The 18,568-nt window shown below is 71.0% G+C and carries 22 protein-coding genes; 14 read left to right on the top strand and 8 right to left on the bottom strand.

Annotated features, from left to right (window positions below; translation table 11 throughout):
- The first annotated feature begins 85 nt into the window (after positions 1-85).
- The 5 genes from FK530_RS17165 to FK530_RS17185 all read left to right on the top strand — a co-directional run bounded on the left by FK530_RS17165 (position 86) and on the right by FK530_RS17185 (position 3,805).
- On the top strand, positions 86-688 hold the full coding sequence (locus FK530_RS17165; protein WP_146488203.1) for a superoxide dismutase: 603 nt from the start codon (positions 86-88) through the stop codon (positions 686-688).
- A gap of 129 nt (positions 689-817) precedes the next feature.
- Entirely contained in the window at positions 818-1,291 is a 474-nt protein-coding gene (locus FK530_RS17170) for a hypothetical protein (protein WP_146488204.1), read from the top strand.
- Positions 1,292-1,334: 43 nt separating this feature from the next.
- The gene (locus tag FK530_RS17175) at positions 1,335-1,943 is read left to right on the top strand and encodes a class I SAM-dependent methyltransferase (RefSeq protein ID WP_146488205.1); all 609 of its coding nucleotides are present in this window, start codon (positions 1,335-1,337) and stop codon (positions 1,941-1,943) included.
- Positions 1,944-2,246: 303 nt separating this feature from the next.
- Positions 2,247-2,987: a TMEM165/GDT1 family protein gene (locus FK530_RS17180; protein ID WP_146488206.1), complete on the top strand. Its 741-nt coding sequence runs from the start codon at positions 2,247-2,249 to the stop codon at positions 2,985-2,987.
- Positions 2,988-3,046: 59 nt separating this feature from the next.
- Positions 3,047-3,805 (top strand): SDR family NAD(P)-dependent oxidoreductase, encoded by a 759-nt coding sequence (locus FK530_RS17185; RefSeq protein WP_146488207.1) that lies wholly within the window; start codon positions 3,047-3,049, stop codon positions 3,803-3,805.
- On the opposite strand, the gene FK530_RS17190 is transcribed toward FK530_RS17185, so the two are convergent.
- The 3 genes from FK530_RS17190 to FK530_RS17200 form a co-directional block, all read right to left on the bottom strand.
- Positions 3,802-4,914 carry an MAB_1171c family putative transporter gene (locus tag FK530_RS17190; protein WP_146488208.1) on the bottom strand — a complete coding sequence of 371 codons (1,113 nt, stop codon included), beginning with the start codon at positions 4,912-4,914 and terminating at the stop codon, positions 3,802-3,804. The genes FK530_RS17185 and FK530_RS17190 overlap by 4 nt on opposite strands.
- Entirely contained in the window at positions 4,905-5,417 is a 513-nt protein-coding gene (locus FK530_RS17195) for a hypothetical protein (protein ID WP_146488209.1), read from the bottom strand. The genes FK530_RS17190 and FK530_RS17195 overlap by 10 nt, the downstream gene beginning before the upstream one ends.
- Positions 5,418-5,508: 91 nt before the next feature.
- The gene (locus FK530_RS17200; protein WP_068523327.1) at positions 5,509-6,000 is read right to left on the bottom strand and encodes a helix-turn-helix transcriptional regulator; all 492 of its coding nucleotides are present in this window, start codon (positions 5,998-6,000) and stop codon (positions 5,509-5,511) included.
- 183 nt (positions 6,001-6,183) lie between these two features.
- On the opposite strand from FK530_RS17200, the gene FK530_RS26335 reads away from it, so the two are divergent.
- The gene (locus FK530_RS26335; protein ID WP_146488210.1) at positions 6,184-7,353 is read left to right on the top strand and encodes a hypothetical protein; all 1,170 of its coding nucleotides are present in this window, start codon (positions 6,184-6,186) and stop codon (positions 7,351-7,353) included.
- A gap of 19 nt (positions 7,354-7,372) precedes the next feature.
- On the opposite strand, the gene FK530_RS17210 is transcribed toward FK530_RS26335, so the two are convergent.
- The gene (locus FK530_RS17210; protein WP_166443307.1) at positions 7,373-8,920 is read right to left on the bottom strand and encodes a TM0106 family RecB-like putative nuclease; all 1,548 of its coding nucleotides are present in this window, start codon (positions 8,918-8,920) and stop codon (positions 7,373-7,375) included.
- A gap of 97 nt (positions 8,921-9,017) precedes the next feature.
- Here FK530_RS17210 and FK530_RS17215 point away from each other — a divergent pair, with 97 nt between their 5' ends.
- On the top strand, positions 9,018-9,713 hold the full coding sequence (locus FK530_RS17215; RefSeq protein ID WP_146488211.1) for a DUF6474 family protein: 696 nt from the start codon (positions 9,018-9,020) through the stop codon (positions 9,711-9,713).
- 22 nt (positions 9,714-9,735) lie between these two features.
- Here the strand turns inward: FK530_RS17215 and FK530_RS17220 are convergent, their stop codons facing one another.
- Complete coding sequence (locus FK530_RS17220) at positions 9,736-10,296, bottom strand: M15 family metallopeptidase (RefSeq protein ID WP_146488212.1); 561 nt, start codon at positions 10,294-10,296, stop codon at positions 9,736-9,738.
- Positions 10,297-10,487: 191 nt separating this feature from the next.
- Between FK530_RS17220 and FK530_RS17225 the strand changes: the two genes are divergently transcribed.
- Both FK530_RS17225 and FK530_RS17230 read left to right on the top strand, forming a co-directional pair.
- Positions 10,488-11,348, top strand: a complete 861-nt coding sequence (locus FK530_RS17225; protein WP_146488213.1) for a glycosyltransferase family 2 protein — start codon at positions 10,488-10,490, stop codon at positions 11,346-11,348.
- Positions 11,345-11,974: a VC0807 family protein gene (locus FK530_RS17230; RefSeq protein ID WP_146488214.1), complete on the top strand. Its 630-nt coding sequence runs from the start codon at positions 11,345-11,347 to the stop codon at positions 11,972-11,974. Before FK530_RS17225 ends, FK530_RS17230 begins: the two co-directional genes overlap by 4 nt.
- 10 nt (positions 11,975-11,984) lie before the next feature.
- Here FK530_RS17230 and FK530_RS17235 read toward each other — a convergent pair whose 3' ends face one another.
- Entirely contained in the window at positions 11,985-12,476 is a 492-nt protein-coding gene (locus FK530_RS17235) for a hypothetical protein (protein ID WP_146488215.1), read from the bottom strand.
- Positions 12,477-12,563: 87 nt separating this feature from the next.
- On the opposite strand from FK530_RS17235, the gene FK530_RS17240 reads away from it, so the two are divergent.
- A complete protein-coding gene (locus FK530_RS17240) occupies positions 12,564-13,490 on the top strand; it encodes an SGNH/GDSL hydrolase family protein (RefSeq protein ID WP_146488216.1) in 927 nt (308 codons plus the stop codon).
- Positions 13,491-13,520: 30 nt separating this feature from the next.
- Here the strand turns inward: FK530_RS17240 and FK530_RS17245 are convergent, their stop codons facing one another.
- Positions 13,521-15,071 (bottom strand): succinic semialdehyde dehydrogenase, encoded by a 1,551-nt coding sequence (locus tag FK530_RS17245; RefSeq protein WP_146488217.1) that lies wholly within the window; start codon positions 15,069-15,071, stop codon positions 13,521-13,523.
- Positions 15,072-15,309: 238 nt separating this feature from the next.
- Here FK530_RS17245 and rraA point away from each other — a divergent pair, with 238 nt between their 5' ends.
- Together rraA and FK530_RS17255 are read left to right on the top strand one after the other, a co-directional pair.
- Positions 15,310-15,801 carry a ribonuclease E activity regulator RraA gene (gene rraA, locus FK530_RS17250; RefSeq protein WP_146488218.1) on the top strand — a complete coding sequence of 164 codons (492 nt, stop codon included), beginning with the start codon at positions 15,310-15,312 and terminating at the stop codon, positions 15,799-15,801.
- Between the two features lie 30 nt (positions 15,802-15,831).
- Positions 15,832-16,563 (top strand): MerR family transcriptional regulator, encoded by a 732-nt coding sequence (locus FK530_RS17255; RefSeq protein WP_146488219.1) that lies wholly within the window; start codon positions 15,832-15,834, stop codon positions 16,561-16,563.
- A 4-nt stretch (positions 16,564-16,567) separates the two neighbouring features.
- On the opposite strand, the gene FK530_RS17260 is transcribed toward FK530_RS17255, so the two are convergent.
- Positions 16,568-16,795 (bottom strand): RNA-binding S4 domain-containing protein, encoded by a 228-nt coding sequence (locus FK530_RS17260; protein WP_146488268.1) that lies wholly within the window; start codon positions 16,793-16,795, stop codon positions 16,568-16,570.
- Between the two features lies 1 nt (position 16,796).
- Here FK530_RS17260 and FK530_RS17265 point away from each other — a divergent pair, with 1 nt between their 5' ends.
- Positions 16,797-17,678, top strand: a complete 882-nt coding sequence (locus FK530_RS17265) for an alpha/beta fold hydrolase (RefSeq protein WP_146488220.1) — start codon at positions 16,797-16,799, stop codon at positions 17,676-17,678.
- Between the two features lie 300 nt (positions 17,679-17,978).
- Complete coding sequence (locus tag FK530_RS17270; RefSeq protein ID WP_146488221.1) at positions 17,979-18,500, top strand: DUF937 domain-containing protein; 522 nt, start codon at positions 17,979-17,981, stop codon at positions 18,498-18,500.
- The last annotated feature ends 68 nt before the right edge of the window (positions 18,501-18,568 follow it).

Below are 18,568 nucleotides of genomic sequence, written 5' to 3' on the forward strand. Positions count from 1 at the left end.
TGCGGAACCATTCCAGATAAGAAAGGCTGGAAGGGTACGAAGGACCAACCAGGAAGCGATCGCTTCCGCTATCGAAGGGAAAGACGTGGCCGTCTACACTCTGCCGGACCTCGACTACGACTACAGCGCGCTCGCGCCCCACATCTCGGGCGAGATCATGGAGCTGCACCACAGCAAGCACCACGCCGCCTACGTCGCCGGCGCCAACCAGGCCCTCGAGCAGCTCGCGGAGGCCCGCGAGGACGGCTCGATCGCCACCAAGGCGCCGCTGCTGAGCAAGAACCTCGCCTTCCACCTCGGTGGCCACACCAACCACTCGATCTTCTGGAAGAACCTGTCCCCCAACGGTGGCGACAAGCCGGTGGGCGACCTGGCCGCCGCCATCGACGAGTACTTCGGCGACTTCGACAAGTTCCAGGCCCACTTCACCGCCGTCGCGATGACGCTGCAGGGCTCCGGCTGGTCCGTGCTGGCGTACGACCACATCGGTCAGCGCCTCGTGCTCCAGCAGCTCACCGACCAGCAGGGCAACATCTCGATCAACCTGACCCCGCTGCTCATGCTCGACATGTGGGAGCACGCCTTCTACCTGCAGTACAAGAACGTCAAGGCCGATTACGTCAAGGCCTGGTGGAACGTCGTGAACTGGGACGACGTCGCTGCGCGCTACGCCGCAGCGAAGGCCTGATCCTCCCTTCTCAGCCTCGGAACCCCGTCCAGCGCACTCGCGCCGGCGGGGTTTCGTCGTTCCCCGCTCATGGGCACGACGACCATTCGCTATCGTGAGTTCGAAATCCACGTATCGGAAAGGTCCGTCATGCTCTCGCGCCTCACCGCAGCCCTCACTTCCGCTGCCACCGTCGTCGTCCTCGCCCCGGCCGTCGCGCACGCCGCGCCCGCCCCCGGCGACGAGGCCACCGCCCGCCGCATCGCGTGCCAGGAGTACGCGGTCGGAGCGGCGACCCTCGACTACCGCGCACCGGCGGTGTGGCGCGCCAACGTCGTCCGCGGCACATCGCCCGAACTGCGCACGAAGATCGAGAGCAGCTCCGGCGCACTCGAGCGGATCCAGCAGGATCTGAAGTGGGTTGCCAACGCCAGGCTTTCCGGTGCCGAGGTCCGCCCCATCGGTGGCGACGTCTGGGCGGCGAAGTGCTTCGTCGCCGTTCACTCGACCACGGTGAAGTCGCCCCAGGGCATCGACACCGTCGCCGTCTACAACATCACGCTCGACAAGAAGCGCAACTGGCTCATCACCGATGTCACCGGGGACGACACCCAGCGGCGCTGACGCCGCGGCGCCGGATGTCAGTCGGCGATGCGAGAGTGGGCACATGACGCAGCCGGGATACGACGCCCTCGCCGACCTCTACGCCGAGACCTTCCCGGATCCGTATCAGTTCCCGATCGAGCGGCACGCCGCGGCGGCCTTCGCGGAAGCGGCCGCCGAGCGGCCGGGCCGCACGGTGGACGTGGGCTGCGGGCTCGGCCACGTCGCGGCGGATCTCGCCGAGCGGGGGCTCGACGTGGTCGGGGTCGACCCCAGCGCCGGCATGCTCACACACGCCCGCCGGTTGTACCCGGAGCTGCCCTTCGTCGACGGTGACGCCTCCCTCGCCGCCCTGCCCTCGGACGTCCCGATCGCGGCGATCCTCGCCCGGTTCAGCCTGATCCACGTGGCGCCGGCGCAGGTCCGCGCCGCGCTGCGCGGCTGGGCCGGCCGCGTGGATGCGGGCACGCCGGTGCTCGTCGCCTTCCAGGCCGCCGATGAGCCCGGCCCTCCGATCGCCTTCGACCACGTCGTGGCGCCCGCCTGGCGCTGGAATCCCGACGCGTTCGCGCAGGCTCTGGCCGACGCGGGCTTCTCCGAGTCGTGGCGGATCATCCACCGCGACAAGGACTACCGCTTCCCCATGGCACAGCTCCTCGCCGTCCGCGCCTGACCCGGGCGCGACGGTGCCGGACGGCCGGCACCGTCGGATCCGGGTACCCGAAACCGGCCCGACGGGCCCGTGAAGAATCCATGCAGGGCTTCAAAACTCTTGCGCTACTTGTCATTTCGACGAACCCCGACTAATCTGGTGATCGCACGAAGGGGAGTAGCCCCCAATCGCGCGGTCGACACACTGGCGAGAGCCCGGCCGCGCGAACCGAGCCGGAGGCTTCGGTGGGCGAGACCTTTGTGCCACTTGCGCGGTCCGACGGTCGGATCCGTGTGGCACAGGTCTTCGCAGGAGGTATGCACCGTGCTCAACGCGTTGCTCATCAGTTTCGCCGTCGTCTTCGTGGCCGAGCTCGGCGACAAGTCCCAGCTCATGGCGATGACCTTCGCCGCCCGCTTCAAGTGGTGGGTCGTCCTCCTCGGTATCACCGCGGCGACCGCTCTCACCCACATCGCGTCGGTGGGGATCGGCTTCGCCCTCGGCTCGGCGATCCCCAGCCAGCTCATCACCGCCGTCGCGGGCATCTCGATGCTGGTCTTCGCCTTCTGGACGTGGCGCGGTGACACCCTCTCCGACGATGAGAGCGGCACCGCCGACCGTGTGACGCGATCCGTCTTCCTCGCGGTCGCCTCGGCCTTCTTCCTCGCGGAGCTCGGCGACAAGACGATGCTCGCGACGATCACCCTCACGACGCAGCACAACTGGTTCGGCGTGTGGATCGGCTCGACCCTCGGCATGGTGGCCGCAGACGCCCTCGCCATCGCGGTCGGAGCCCTGCTCGGCTCGAGGCTGCCCGAGCGCGCCATCGCGATCGGCGCCACCGTCCTGTTCTTCGGCTTCGGCGCCTGGCTCCTGGCCGAGGCCTGGCCGGAGCTGGACGGCACCAGCCGCATCGTCACCGGCCTGGTCGTCGCCGTCACGATGGTCGGCGGCGGACTGATCGTGCGCCGGGCCCACCGCGCCGCGGCGGCGGCACCGTCGACCCCGGAGGTCCCGACGGCCGACGACAGCACCCCCGGACCCGGAAGAACCGCCCTTCACTAATGTGAGGTGGGTCGCGCCGCCCACCGGCGAGTGCGCTCCACTACAGAAGGGAATCAGCCATGGATGTCTCCGGCTCCTCCGTCATCGTCACCGGTGGCGCATCCGGCCTCGGCGCCGCCACCGCGAAGCGCTTCGCCGATGCCGGCGCCACCGTCTTCGGCCTCGACCTGCAGCCGTCGATCGATAAGGCGACCCCGGTCGAGAACGTGCACCTCATCGCGACCGACGTCACCAAGGAGGACGAGGTCCTCGCCGCGATCGCCGAGGCCGTCAAGGCGGGCCCGCTCCGGGTGGCCGTCAACTGCGCCGGCGTCGGCTGGGCCGGCCGCATCCTGTCGAAGAACGGGCCGCACGCGCTGGACCTGTTCCAGACGGTCATCAACATCAACCTGGTGGGCACGTTCAACGTGATGCGCCTGGCCGCCGACCAGATGTCCAAGCAGGAGGCCGTCGACGAGCAGGGCTCGCGCGGCCTCATCGTCAACACCGCCTCCGTCGCGGCGTTCGAGGGCCAGATCGGCCAGATCGCCTACACCGCGTCCAAGGGCGGCGTGCACGCGATGACGATCACCGCGGCGCGCGACCTCGCGCAGTTCGGCATCCGCGTCAACACCATCGCCCCCGGCACCATCAACACCCCGATGCTCGCCGGCGTCACCCCCGAGTTCAAGAAGACCCTCGAGGCGGGCATCCCGTTCCCGTCGCGCCTGGGCGAGCCCGCCGAGTACGCGCAGCTGGCGTGCTTCCTCTCGGAGCACGACTACATCAACGGCGAGACGATCCGCATGGATGGGGCACTGCGGATGGCGCCGCGCTAGATCTGCAGCTCTTCCGCCGGCGTCGCCCCGACCGCGTCCGACAGGACGAGGAGCGGGGCGGCGTCGTCGTCGATGGAGGTGCCGTCGGGCGGCAGCACCATGCTCGACGGTGCCGGGGTCGCCCCGGCCTCGTTGCGCAGGTCGATCGCCACGAGCAGGTTGTGCACGTTTTCCTCGGGCACCCCGTCGCCGAAGTCGTCGGGCAGGTACGGGCTGAGCTGCACCAGCACGTCGCGGATCTCGACGACCCGGCGCTGGAAGCGCAGGTGCGGGTCGCGGCGGGCCTTGCCCGCGTCGAGCACCACCTCGGGCACGGCGGTGGTGAGCAGCGTCCACAGCGGTTCGAGCCGCTTGTAGTCGCGGCGGTGCTTCTTGCGGTACTGCAGCTGCACGACGAAGCCGCGCACGCCCGGGTAGCTCAGGCCCACCACGAACAGCAGGATGCCGCCCGCGGTGCAGGCCTGCGACAGACTGAGAAGCATCGGCCAGGAGGCGACGTGGCCCGCGCTGGTGAGCACGAAGGCCACCTGGGCGAGGGAGCCGACCGCGGTGATGGCGAGGCCCGCGGACATGAGCCGCAGCGAGGTCGTGAGGTAGCCGTCGGCGAAGGGCATGAGCCGCGTCAGCGAGAGCACGCAGTCGGCGAGCCCGTACATGAGGTAGCCGCCCGCGATCACGAAGAAGACGGCGAAGCCGAGTTCCTGCACCGTGAGGGTGTCGAGGGTGGCGTCGCGCAGCGAGGGCGGCGTCACCGTCATGGCGACGGACAGGCCCACGACCGCCGCGATGAGCGGGATCGCTTCCATGCCGGCGCGGCGCTGCCGGGCCGATTCGGTGGGGCCGTAGAAGAACGCGACGGCCAGCGCCGCCACGCCCAGGGCGAGCGAGGCGTAGCCGCCAAGGCGCGAGGAACCGCGCCAGAGCGCACCGTCGATGCTCTCGGCGAGTGGCGAGCCGAGCAGGAGGACGGCCAGGGTGAGCGCGGCGATCGCGACCGTGACCGCGACGGCCTGGATGCCGGCCTTCGCGCGGTAGAGCCGGTCGACGCGCCAGCACAACACCAGTGTGAAGAACGCGACGCCGAGTACGTTCACGAGCTTCACAGCCACCGGGAATGACCTCCCAGGGCGCGCTGGATCCCGCGCAGGCTGTCGTGCTTGGCGGTGCGACCGGCGAGGGCGCCGGCCTCAGAGGCCCACCCGAGGATGATGGAGGCGATCATCTCGGCCTCCCACTCGTGCTCGTCGTCGTAACAGGTTCGGTGCAGGGCGGCATCGGCCTCCGGGGAGGACATCTCCGCGGTCTGCGGGGCGGCCGCAGCGGGGCCGGCGTTCTGGTGGCCCGCGATGAGGTGGCCGAACTCGTGGATGATGATCTGGTCGCGATGCGTGCGCGACGTATTGGCCTGGTAGAAGAAGTAGTCGGCGTCGTCACCCACCAGCCACAGCCCGTTCGGCATACCGACCGGCAGGGGCTGGGAGATCACCAGGATGTCCCGGCCGCGGCGCTTGCCGTACTTCTCGCACAGCTGCACGGCGTCGAAGGGCAGGTCCAGATCGAGGCTGCGCACCTCGTTCTCGCACAGGCGGCGCAGCGCTTTCACGGAACGCATAGACCACCTCCACACGGTCGTAGAGGGACGACGCGCGCCGGAGGCACACCCACGGCGGCCCGGACGGGCCGCACCGTGTCAGCCGATGAGGCTAGAGCCCCTCGTTTTCGCGCGAGTCTACGGGAAGCTCGGGCGGGTCGGCGGGCAAGCCCTGCTGCACGCGCAGCACCTTGATGAGCTCGTTGACCATGTTCACCGAGTCCGGCGAGAGCCCCGCCAGGCGGAACGCGGCCATCTGCACCTTGGTGTCGGCCTGCAGACGCATGAGGTGGATCTGATCGCGCGTGCGCTGGGCGGCCTCGTCCTCGAGGAAGTAGTGCACGTCCACGCCGAACGCGGCCGAGATGCCCTCGACGGTGCGGAAGGACGGCGACTTCGCCTTGCCGGAACGGAGCTGGCTCAGGTACGACTCGCCCAGGCGGAAGCCCAGGGCGGTCGAGCGCTGGGCGATCGCCTTCGCGGTGAATGCGCGGCCGTTCGGGCCGGGCACCGTGCGGAACAGCTCCTCGAGACGACTCGCGAACAAGCCCTGGCCCACCAGGGCGTCGCTGTCGTACTTATTACCTGTATCCACTTGTGCCATCCCTCTCTATCACCGGCACGACCTCCGCCCGCGGAACACATTTTGTTGCGAGTCCACAAGCTTCAATCACACTATAGCGCACTTCACCATGAGACACGACCGCTTCGTGATCAGCTATCACTCATGAGCGCGGATACTGTATTCTTACCTACGCCTGTGTACGAATAGCGGAAGGGGTGTGTTGTGTCGCGTCCGACGCACCTCGGTCGACGTCTCCGCGCCATCGGCGTGACCGCTCTCGCCGTGGGCGCCATCGCGTCCGCGCCCGCCTGGGCCGACCCCGATTCGTCCGATAACAGCAGCTCCGGCTCCGATTCGACGTCGCAGACGGACTCCGGCTCGTCCGGCTCCACCGGTTCGTCCTCCAGCTCCAGCGGCTCGTCGAGCGCGGGGTCCTCGAGCGCCGGCTCCTCCGGCTCGATCGGTGCGTCGAGCACCGGCTCGTCCGGGCGCGGTTCCGGGTCCGACGACAGCTCGTCCGCGCGGACGAGCTCCTCCGACGACGACAAGGCCGGCGCCGACAAGACCGATCCGACCACGCACGAGAAGGACCCCGACGAGGGCAAGGACGCGGACGACAAAGACCAGTCCGGCAAGGACAAGGACCAGTCCGGCAAGGACAAGGACCAGTCCGGCAAGGACAAGCACGGGGGCGGTCTCCTCGGAGGAATCCTCGGAGGGATCTTCGGCCACGGCGGCTCCGGCGGCGGTTCGACGGGTGGTTCGACCGGCGGCTCGACGGGTTCGACCGGCGGCTCGGCCGGCGCCCCCGCCACCGGCCCGAGCGGCACGAGCGGCTCCACCGGTACGACGGGCTCCGGCGGCGCGCCCATCTCCAGCGGCGGCGGCGTCCGCACCGGCAACCCGCTCCCCGAGTCCTCGGGAGCGGGGAAGGACAGTGCCGACGGCGGCAGCGGTGGCAGCGCCCCGAACTCCGGCGCCCCGGCTGCGGCGCCCGCCGCACCGGCGGCACCCGTCCCCGCGGCCCCCGTCGTCGCGGCACCGATCATCGTCCCGCCGGCCGTGATGGGGCCGGCCGTCCCCGCGCCGGCGGCGAAGCCGCGCCCCGCGGCCCCGGCCCCCGCGCCGGCACCGGCACCTGCACCGGCACCTGCGCCGGCACCGTCGAACACCGATCGCGCGCCGTCGGACCGCAGCTCCGGGGGGAGCGGTGAGTCGACCGTCTTCGCGGCGGCGTACACCTCCGCGCAGCGCGTCGCGCCCGTCGCGGCGGAGACCGCACGGCAGCTCTCGCCCGCGATGATCGCCATCCTCGGCGGCATCGCGCTGCTGGGCAGCGGCAGCTTCGCCGATGCCCTGCGGCGCGCGCACCTGCGCCAGGCCCAGGCCTGACGCCCGCCTCCGGCCGGAGCTAGCCCTCCACGACCGGCAGCGCCAACACGCGCTCGCTCGCCATGAACGCGCGCAGCGCGGCGGTGGCCTTCACATCGTCCTCGTTGTACTCGAGGATCCGCTGCCGCTGCGCCGCACGATCCGCGTCGGCGAACCCCGCGTCGATGCCGACACCCACCCGGTACCAGAGCATCGACGCCTCGCCGCCCGCCTCGGCGTCGCGCCACTGGAATCCGGCGACCGGCGCGACCTTCTTCAGGCCGCGCCCCTCGAGGGAGAGGAAGGCGTCGCCGACGGCGTCGAACATGTCGACCCACTCCGGTGAGGCGATGAACTCCTCCACCGCGCGCCGTGCGGGGATGCCAGGCTCGCCGGCGAACCGGTCGGCGGAGGCCAGCAGCCACTTGTTCTCGGCGTTCTGCGAGTAGCAGTACGCGGCGAAGGTCTTGCCGGCGGCGTGCGCCTCCGCGCGACGGTCCATCAGGTACGCCCAGAACTCGGCGAAGGAGCGGGCCTCGTCGCGCGTGGGCACGGGGTCCCAGGTGACGAACGGCCGGTACCCGAGCTCGACCCCGTCGCGCCGCAGCCACGTGCCCCAGAGGTACGCGCCGTACTCCTGGTAGCTCTCCATGTCGACGTCCACCTCGACGTCGGCCCGCCGGACCTTCACCTCGGGCCGCCGGCGCACCAGCACCTGCCCCTCGCGCCAGGCCCGCGCCATGGCCCGCAGGTCCGCGATCGGCACGGGCACGTCCTCGGGCTGCGGCCCCGCGTACTCGGCCAGTTGGTCGACGGTGACGATGCCCACCGCCCGCAGTCCCGCCACCGAGCGCCCGTCGGCCACCAGGCTCACATCGCGCGCCAGCGTCAGCGTCTGCGCGCACTGCGGCCACCAGGGGCACCGCCGGCATTCCGCGACGCGCACCGGCTCGGTCGGGGCGGTCCCGGCCAGCACGGCCCGACGGTCCGCGAACCGCTCGTCGTAGGCGGCCAGGAGCGGGCCGACCTCGTGCACGACGATGCGCGCACCGTCGACCCCGATGCTGCCGCCGAGCAGTGTGCGGGACGCGAAGCCCGAGTCCTGCAGCATGCGGGTGAGGTGGGCCAGGCGCATCTGGTCGCCGCGGTGCTGCCGCGAGCGAACCGTCCCGTCCTCCCGGGGTTCCCAGCGGTCCAGCGGCGACGTGACGGCGCCGGAGCCCGGGTCGCAGGTCTTGTGGTTGACCACGATGACGGGGATGTAGCCGTCGGCGAGGCGGATCAGGAGCTCGCTGTGGCCGCGACGGTCGTGGGCCGTGGGGAGCACGGCGTTCCAGATGCGGTCGGCGCCGTCCTCCATCGCGGCGAGGGTGCGGCGCACCGCGCCCTCCCCCGGCTCGATGATCGTCAGCCCCGGCAGCCGGTCCCGGACGGAGGCGCGGAAGACCGCCGCCGCCTCGACCCGCAGCTCCATGCCGGGGTCGGGGTCGCCCTGCGGTGCCCGCGCCTCGAGCGCCAAGCGGTGCCGACAACCGGTGAGCGACCGCGCGCTCACCGGATTCGTCGTCGTTGCCTCGTCGATGTTCACTTCACTAGCAGTATGGCGGGCGGCACCGACAACCCGCGGAGCCGCGCTGTGCAATGCTGTAGCGGACGGCAGTACTGACCTACAAGGACGTGCACTGATGGGTTTGTTCGGCAAGAAGACGAAGTCCTCCCGCGCGGAACGTCGCGCGCAGGCCAAGGCGCTCAAGTCCAAGGCGCGCCTCGAGGCGAAGCTCGCCGCCAAGAACGCGGATCGTGATGCCAAGCGCGTCGTGAAGACCGCGTCGAAGAGCGAGCGCAAGGCCCTCAAGGCCGACCTGCAGCGTTCCAAGATCGTGGCGAAGGCGCAGGGCAAGGCCGATGCGGCCAACCTGAAGATCGCCGAGACGAACGCCCGCGCGGCCGTCGAGGGCAAGCTGCTCTCCGAGGCGCGGCTCAAGCGCTACATCTCGACCGCGCGCCTCCTGGCGCCCGTCGTGGTGCCGATCGCCTACCGGGCCGCACAGGCCGGCCGGAACCAGCTCGACGCCGCGAAGGCCTCGCGCCTGGGCGTGCCGGTCGACGAGGTCGCGGCGTTCGCCGGCTACGGCGGCGGCCTGTCGGCGCGGGTCGCGGCGGCCCGGCGCTCCCTGGATCAGCTCGCGGCCACGCACCCCGATGCGGAGACCAAGTCCTTCACCGCCGCCGTCGCGCAGCGCCTCGACGATCTGGGCACCGCGATCACCGCGTCCGAGTCGATGCCGCCCGCCCGGCGTCGCCCGGCGCACCAGGCGATCGCCCGCGAGCTCGACGGCATCGACGCCGACCTGCTCAACCGCCTCGGCGTCAGCTCCTGATCCGGGCCCTCCGCGCGGCGGTTCACCGCTGCCGCGCGGAGGCGTCGGTGACCAGCTCCGGACACGACGCACCGGTCCGTAGCTCGTAGTGCCAGACCTCGTTCGCGTACGTCCGGCACAGACCGAAGCGCTCGGAGTAGCGGTCCATCCAGTAGGCGGCCTCCGTCGGACCGACGTCGACGGCGTCCCCCGTCACGTGCTCCGACTCCGCCGGGCTCGCGACCAGCCGCGCCGCCTCCTCCGCCCCGTCGCGGCGCACGGCATCGTCGTAGAGGTACTGCTGGTATCGAGCCGATCGCCAGCCCGAGGTGAGATGCATCGTCACGCCGTCGCGCTCGGCCGCCTGTGCCGCCCTCCGCACCGCCTTCCGCAGGCGCGGGTCGAGCTTCGTGACCGCCGGGACGTCCGCGTCGACGGCCACGCGGTCCAGGACGACGCCGTCGGCCTCCCCCAGTTGCCCGACGGTGCCCGGACCCGTCCCGTTCGGTATCCCCGGGAGCGTCTCCGAACACGCCGCGATCACCGCCACAGCGGCGATCAACACCGCCAGCGCCGCAGCCGATTTCGTGAGTAGCTGAGCCATGTGCTCACGATGGGCTGCGCACGTCTCGGTACCGTCCCCGACGGTCCGCCGTCCCGTCCCAGTCGCGCCTCAAACCTGCGACCCACGCTGTACCGCACACCCTGCGAAGCCCGCGACGACGGTGTGGGCCTGTGAGTAGTCTCACCGGCTGCCGCACTGCGACCACCGCGGGGCGGACGTAGCGTTTCGCCATGGCAGAGAGCACATTGACCGTTGTCGTTCCCGCCTACAACGAGGACGAGGTCATCGAGGAATGCCTCGAGCGACTGCTCGCCGAGGGCTCCGAGATCGACGAGATCATCGTGGTCGACAACAACTCGACCGACCGCACCGTCGCCCTGGTGGAGGCCACTGCCGCGGCGAACCCCGTCGTGAAACTGATCCGCGAGACCCGGCAGGGCCTGGTGTGGGCCCGCAACGCGGGTCTCGACGCCGCCACGTCGTCGGTGATCGCCCGCATCGACGCGGACACCGTCGTCGCTCCGGGGTGGGCGCGGCGCCTGCGCACGTTCTTCGACACCGACGACGGCCGCGGCTTCGACGTCGTCTCCACCCTCGGGGAGTTCCGCGGGCTGCCCGGACGCCGCTTCCAGTCCGCGCTGAACAAGTGGAACGATCCGTTCGGGCGCAACGAGAAGCGCGCGCAGCGGGTGAGCTACTGCTTCGGCCCGAGCATGGCCTTCCGCGCCGAGACGTGGCGTCGGATACGGCCGCGCGTCGCGATGCGCCGCGACGTCTTCGAGGACGTCGACATCGCCCTCTGCGTCCAGGACTCCGGCGGGGAGTGCGCGCTGATCCGCGATGTCGTGGTGGAGGTCTCGCCCCGCCGCTTCTACACCGGCGTCGGCAGCTACGCGACGTACGCCGCGTACCTGCCCCGCACCTTCTGGATCCACGGCAGGCGGGGAACGGCCACCTGGCTGACGGCGGCGCTCCCGCTGACCGTCGGCTTCCACGCGGCGCGACTCGCGATCCTGCGCGGCATCGGCGACGGCGGCTTCGCCCTGCGGAACGTCTTCCGAAGCACCGGCACGGAGCGAGAGCGACCATGAGGCGGCCGCCACCGGCGATCCTGGGCGCACTCCTCCCGGTGATCGCCTACTTCAGCGCCACGCGCCTGGCCGGCCTGTCACAGCTGAACGGCGTCGTGCTCGGCATCGTCACGGGTTTGGTGATCGTCGCCTGGCGCATGCTCGCCACCCGCCAGGTCGGTCAGCTGGAGCTGTTCACGACGGCCATCCTCGCCGTGGCCCTCATCCCGTCACTCGTCACCGGGGAACCGCGGATCGCCCTGGCGGCGCAGTCCATCGACGGCTTCTTCGCGGCGGCCTACTTCCTCGTCTCGGCCTTCACCCGCAGACCACTCGTGGCGAGCATCCTCGAGCCGATGTACGTGAAGGCGCTCAAGGTCGAACCGACGGCGTGGGAGCGGTGCCTCGATGAGTCACCGCGGTTCCGCAACCGGATCCGCTGGATGAGCGCGGTCTGCGCCGTCACCGCAGTCACCGGATCGTCGGCCGGCCTGTACCTCGCCCTGCACTACCCGATCGACACCGTGGTTCTCGTCGGTCCGGTGATCGGCTTCGTCCTGGTACCGCTGGCACTGATCGTCATCAAACTGGCGGACCGGCCCCTCCGCACGGAGCTGCGCCGCCCCGCAGGCCCCCAACCCGCCTGACCGCGCGCGGTCACCACCGCAGCGTGAGCTCGCCCCCGTCGGGCAGCGCCGCCCAGCGCGGCGCGAAATCGTCGTACCGCGCGAAGATCCGCTCGCGCAGTGCGGGGTCGATGTCCGCGTCGTCGAGCGCGCCGGGCCACGCGGGCTCCGGCTTCCGATGCCCGCGCTCGACCTCCCACAGCGCTGCGGTGAGCGACGCGAGGTACTCCGAGCGCGCCATGTCCGCCGACTGCGCCGCGGTCGGCCGCCGCTTCCTCCGCGAGGCCTTGCGGCGCTCCGCGGGATCCGCGGGCCAGAAGAGCCCGTCGAGCCCGTTCGCGTCGGCGATCCGGCCGAACACCCCGCCGCGCAGGCCCGCCTCGGCCTCGACGATGAGGTGCGCCGCGTCGTGCGGCACCGGCGGCCGGCCTCCCGGGCCGCCGCGGGGCGCCAGCTCCGGGCCCTGCGCACGGCTGATCCGCACGTCGTACCCGTTCCGCCGCTTGATGAACGTCACCTCCATGCCGTCCAGGGTCTCGCCGGGGGCGCCCGCTGCGCAACGGGTTTTCGACGGGCTGCGGAAGGTCGCCGCGGGCAATACAGTGACGGCATGTCGATGCGCGCGCGCCGGTCCCCGTCCCTGCTCGGCGCGGCGGTCCTCGCCACGACGGCCGCGATCGGCGCAGGAGCGGCGCAGGCCGCGCCTGCCGCGCCCGTGTACGTCGCGCTCGGCGACTCGTACTCCTCGCTGCCCGCCGATGCCACCGTCGGTCCGACGCAACAGGAGCTCTCCTGCGGGCGATCCACGGGCAACTACCCCAAGCTGGTGGCCGCCTCCCTGGGACTCGCTCCGAACGCGCTGCGGGACAACACCTGCGGCGGCGCCAAGACCCAGGACGCCTTCACGAGCCAGCGCGCCGGCTCGGCGGACACCGGCTACTACAACGCCGCTCCGCAGCTCGACGGGATCACATCCGCCACCCGACTCGTCACGATCTCGCTCGGCGGCAACGACGGCGACCTGTACTCGAGCATCCTCGAATCGTGCGCGGTCGGCCCGACGTCGGCGGCGGCGCGGTGCACCGCCGATCAGCGCACGCGCCCGGCCCGCCTGTCCGACGACGCCGTCTCCTCCCGGCTCGCACGGATCACCGCGGCCAACGAGCGCATCATCCGCGCCGTTCGCGAGCGGTCGCCCGGCGCACGAATCCTCGTGGTGGGCTATCCCTCCGTCTTCGCCGGCGACCGGACCTGCGCCGCGATCGCGCCCTTCCGCTCCGTCTCGATCCCGTGGATGCGCAGCGTCCTCACCGAGCGGCTCAACCGGGCCGTGCACCGCGCAGCGGTGACCGAGCGCGCCGAGTACATCGACATGGAGCCCGCGTCGAAGGGGCACGAGCTGTGCAGCGCGCAGCCGTGGATCAACGGCGTCGAGGAGGTTCCCCGCGCCGCCGGGATGCACCCCTTCCCCGAGGAGGGCCGGGCGGTCGCCGCAGCCGTCACCGCCGCGGTGCGGGCATCAGGCCCGCGCCCGTAACGACGGCAGGAACGGCGGCAGGAACTCGGACTACCGCCCGATCAGCTTGAGCGCCTTGATCACCGAGGGCACGACGTTGAGGAAGACGTTGCGCGGCACGCCCTTGATCCCGCCGATGCCGATGATCCGCTGCTGCGCGATGGTCTTGGACTCGCAGTACTTGAGCAGGCCCTCCGCGCCGTGGCGGCGGCCCACGCCGGAGATGCCCATGCCGCCCATGGGCGCCGCGGTGGAGCCCCACGCCGCGGCGTAGCCCTCGTTGATGTTGACGGTGCCGGCGTTGATGCGCTCGGCGATCTCCTGCGCCTGCTTCGACGAGCCGGCGAAGACGCTGGCGTTGAGACCGTACTCGGTGTCGTTCGCCTTCTCGACGGCCTCGTCGATGGAGTCGACGGGGTAGATCGAGACGAGCGGGCCGAAGGTCTCCGACTTGAAGCAGACGGCCTCCTCCGGGACGTCCTTGAGCACGGTCGGCTCGTAGAAGAAGGGCCCGAGGTCGGGACGGGCCTTGCCGCCGGCGAGCACCGTGGCGCCCTTGGCGACGGCGTCGTCGACGTGCGCGGCGACCGTATCGATCTGCGACTTCGACGCGAGCGAGCCCATCTCGTTCTCGAAGTCGTAGCCGGCGCCCAGGGCGAGGTTCGCGGTGCGCTCGGCGAAGGCGCGCGCGAACTCGTCGGCGATCGCCCGCTCGACGTAGATCCGCTCGATCGAGATGCACAGCTGACCCGAGTTCGAGAACGCGGCGCGGGCGGCACCGTCGGCCGTGTGCGCGATGTCGGCGTCCTTGGTGACGACCATCGGGTTCTTGCCGCCCAGCTCGGCGGAGAAGCCGATGAGGCGCTTGCCGCACTGCTCCGCGAGGGTCGCGCCGGTGGCGGAGGAGCCGGTGAACATGAGGTAGTCGGCCCGCTCGACGATCGCGGTGCCGACGACGCCGCCGGGTCCCGGGACCACGGCGAAGAGGTCGCGCGGCAGGCCAGCACGGTAGAGCAGCTCGACGGCCGCGAGCGCGCAGTAGGGCGTCTGCGAATCGGGCTTGAGGACGACGGCGTTGCCGGCGGCGAGCGCGGCGATGCCGTCCGAGACGGCCAGGGTGATGGGGTAGTTCCACGGCGCGATCACGCCGACGACGCCCTTGGGCTGGTAGCGCACGCGGGTCTTGGTGAACACCGGCAGCATGCCGTCGGTGCTCTTCTCCGCCAGGATCTTCGGCGCGTTCTTGCCGTACCAGCGGGCCGTCATGGCGACGTCCAGCGCCTCCTCCTGGGCGTACTGGCGGGCCTTACCGGTCTCCAACTGCACCATGTCCATCAGCTCGCCGCGGTGATCGCCGACCAGATCGGCGAACTTCAGCAGCACCGCGGCGCGGTCCTTCGCACTGCGAGCGGCCCACTGCTTCTGCGCGAGACGAGCCCGCTCGAAGGCCTTCTCCACGTCCTCGACGGTGCCGACGGGGATGGTGGTCACCTTCTCGCCCGAGAACGCCTCGAGGACGTCGCGCGACTCGCGCTGCTCGGGGTGATCGATCGCCGCAAGGGCGCGAAGACGGTCGAACGTGGCCTGGGTGGGTGCTGGCATGACGCCAGGTTACCTGCTTGTTGACGACGCCTCAATAGCGCGCCGATTTCCGAGGCGGAGAACCAGCCGAATTCGTCGCGGGGCCGGATACATGTGCTCTGAGCTCGTATTCAGCGGATTTTCCGAAGCCTCCCCTCCACAGGTGAGGTTATGAATCCGCCGATGACGGCGCGGCGCCGCAGATATCGATCGCCACCTCGAAATCAGCCGATTCCTCGAGCCGGATACCCTGGCGACCATGAGCGACGTGCAGTTCACCCCCACCGCGGACCTGGTCGACGAGATCGGCCCCGACGTGCGCAGCTGCGACACCCAGTTCCGCCAGTTCGGCGGGAGGCGACAGTTCGCCGGCGAGGTCGTCACGGTCAAGTGCTTCCAGGACAACGCGCTGCTCAAGTCGATCCTGGGCGAGCCCGGCGAGGGGCGAGTCCTGGTCATCGACGGCTCGGACGCCGACGGTGTGCCGTCGCTGCACACCGCGCTGGTCGGCGACCTCATCGCCGAGCTCGGTCGCGGCAACGGCTGGGCGGGGATCGTGGCCTACGGCGCCGTGCGCGACGCCGCCGTGATCGGCACGCTCGACATCGGCGTCAAGGCGCTCGGAACCAACCCGCGCAAGTCCACCAAGACCGCCGAGGGGCAGCGCGACGTGCCGCTCACCTTCGGCGGCGTCACGTTCCACCCGGGCGACGTGCTGTTCAGCGACGACGACGGCATCGTCCTCCGGTAGCGGCCCGCGAAAGCGCCCCTGTCCGAAGCCGTGTGGAGCACGCGAGAGGTCGCTGAGCTGGCGGGGACCAGTCTGCGCACCGTGCGGCACTACCACGAGGTCGGCCTGCTGAACGAGCCCGAGCGACGCTCGAACGGGTACAAGACCTACGGCGTGGAGCATCTCGTACGACTGGTCTGGATCCGCCGGATGACGGGACTGGGCTTCAGCCTCGCGCAGATCGCCGCGATGGACACCGACGGTGTGGACGACGACGCGGCGGCCGCGCTCGACGCGAAGCTCGCCGCGGACATCGCCCGGCTGCAGGGAGTCCGCGAGGAACTCCGCGAGCTCCGTCGGTCGACGGCACCGTCGGACCTCCCACCCGGGCTGTCGGAGGCTGCGACCGCCCACCAGCTCTCCCCCGCCGACCGCAAGTTCAGCGTCGTCCTCGCCCAGCTGGTGGGCCCGGCGCGGGCCGAGGAGTACGCGCGGATGCTCACCGCGCACGGCCGCACCGCCGCGGGCGACGACTTCGACCGGCTGCCCGCCGACGCGGACGACGGGACGATCGAGGACGTCACCAGGCGCCTCGTCCCCGAGGTCCTGCGGCAGATGACGGACTTCCCGGAGCTCGGCATCTGGTCCGAGGAGGGCGGTCACGATCAGCGGACGGCGCAGCGGGTCATCCTCGCCGCGCTGTCGGAGCTCTACAACCCCGCGCAGCTCGCGGTGCTGGGCCGGGTCGCTGTGGCCGCGGCCTCGGCCCGCGAGGAGAACTGACCGCTCAGCGCGCGACGCGGGCGGACCGCCCGAAGACCTCCACCACGTCGCCGACCGCGAGCTGCCGCCCCCGACGGGTGTCGACCTCGCCGTTCACGGCGACCTCGCCCTCGGCGATCACCGCCTTCGCCTCGGCGCCGGAGTCGATGAGACCCGCCAGCTTGAGGAACTGCCCCAGCCGGATCACCTCGTCGCTGATGGTCACGTCGATCGCCTCACTCACGCCCCACATCATGCCCGACTACTCTCGGGGCGTGCTGCTCGATCTCGCGGGTACCCGCACCCATGTGGTGGTCGACGCGGCGGCCGGGCGCGTCTCCGGCCCGCCCGTCGTGCTGAACTCCGGTCTGGCCGGGAACTGGTTCGACTGGGACGCCGTCACCGAACTGCTCACGCCCGGCCGCACCGTCGTCCGACTGGACCGGCCCGGGTACGGCCTCTCCGATCCGTGGCCCGACGGTGCCGTCCCCACGCTCGATTCCGAGGTCACCCGGCTGCGCGAGCTGCTCGACGCGCTCGACCTGGAGTCGGCGGTGCTGGTCGGGCATTCCATGGCGAGCTTCTACGTCGAGGCCTTCGTGCGCGAACACCCCCGGCGAACGGCGGGATCGGTCCTGCTCGACGGCAGTATCGAGCCGTCGCCGCGGTGGGTTCTGCCGGGCGACCTGCGGGACGCGCTCCTGCTGCGGACGGCCGATGCCGCCGCCGCGGTGCGGATGAACCTGTTCGGCCCGGTCGCACACCGGATGCTCGGTGCAGGGGCTCCGCCGCCGGAGTACGCGGAGATCCTCTCCTCCGAGGCGTATTTCCGCGCGGCCTTCCTGGAGAACGGCCGCTATCCCGTGCTGGCCCACGACATCGCGGAGCTGCGCGAGCGGACGCCGCTGCCGGCCGGGGTCCCGATCACGGTCGCCGCGGCGTTCGCCGGGCGCCGCACTCCGTGGGCGAAGCACTGGCTGGAGCAGCAGCGGGAGCTGGCCGACGTGCTGCGGGCGCGGTTCGCCGTGATCGCGCCCAGCGGGCATCAGGCCATGGTCGATCAGCCCGCGCAAACGGCGGCGCTGATCCTGGATGCGACTATCCCGCGCGGAGAACCCGAAGATCCGAGGCGGTGACGAGGCGCTCGCCGTCCTCGGTGAGGGTGCGCGCGAGGCGACGGTTCCGCAAGCGGGAGATCGCCTTCGAGCCCAACAGGGTGGTGCGTCGGTGCAGCTTCACAGGAATCTCCGGGCGATCTCGATGCGGAACGGTTGGTTACAGATACTGTATTCCTCGTTCGGGGCGGGGTCCAGCGCTCAGCTCCGAAGCGTGTCGCTCCTCACATCCGGGTTCCGGCGAGCAGCCGCACATCCCGCCGCTACGCTGTGGGTGTTCGTTCACTTCTTTGCGTCCTCACACATCCTCCAAGGAGAACCGTGTCCGATCTCGACGATCTGATCAAGTCCATCCCGCTCGCGGATATCGCCGCTCAGCTCGGCGTCTCGGAGGACGTCGCCTCGGAGGCCGTCAACCAGACGGTGCCGACGCTGCTCGCCGGCCTGCAGGCGCAGGACACCACCGAGGCCCCCGCCGATCTCGCCCAGGCCGCCGACAGCGGCGACGGCCAGCAGATCGTGTCCAGCCTGTTCGGTGAGAAGACCGACGACGTGGCCGCCGCGGCCGCCGCGCCGCTGTCCTCCGGCGTCACCGACGGCCTCGTCAAGCAGCTGCTCCCGATCCTCGCGCCCATCGTCATCAGCTTCGTCATGAAGAAGCTGGCCGGCGGCGGCGCGGCCGCACCGCAGCAGGAGCAGGCCCCGGCCCCGCAGCAGGGCGGCGGCGACGTCCTCGGCAGCATCCTGGGCAACATGCTCGGCGGAGGCAATCAGCAGGCCGGCGGCAACGCCGCGGGCAACGTCCTGGGCAGCATCCTGGGCGGCCTGCTCAAGGGCAAGTAGCCCACCGGAACGACCGAAGGCCGGCTCCCGTGCGGGAGCCGGCCTTCGTCGTCCGACGGTGCGCCGTC

Origin of the sequence: Tsukamurella conjunctivitidis (genome assembly GCF_007858475.1) — a bacterium.
In the GTDB taxonomy this organism is placed as follows: domain Bacteria; phylum Actinomycetota; class Actinomycetes; order Mycobacteriales; family Mycobacteriaceae; genus Tsukamurella; species Tsukamurella conjunctivitidis.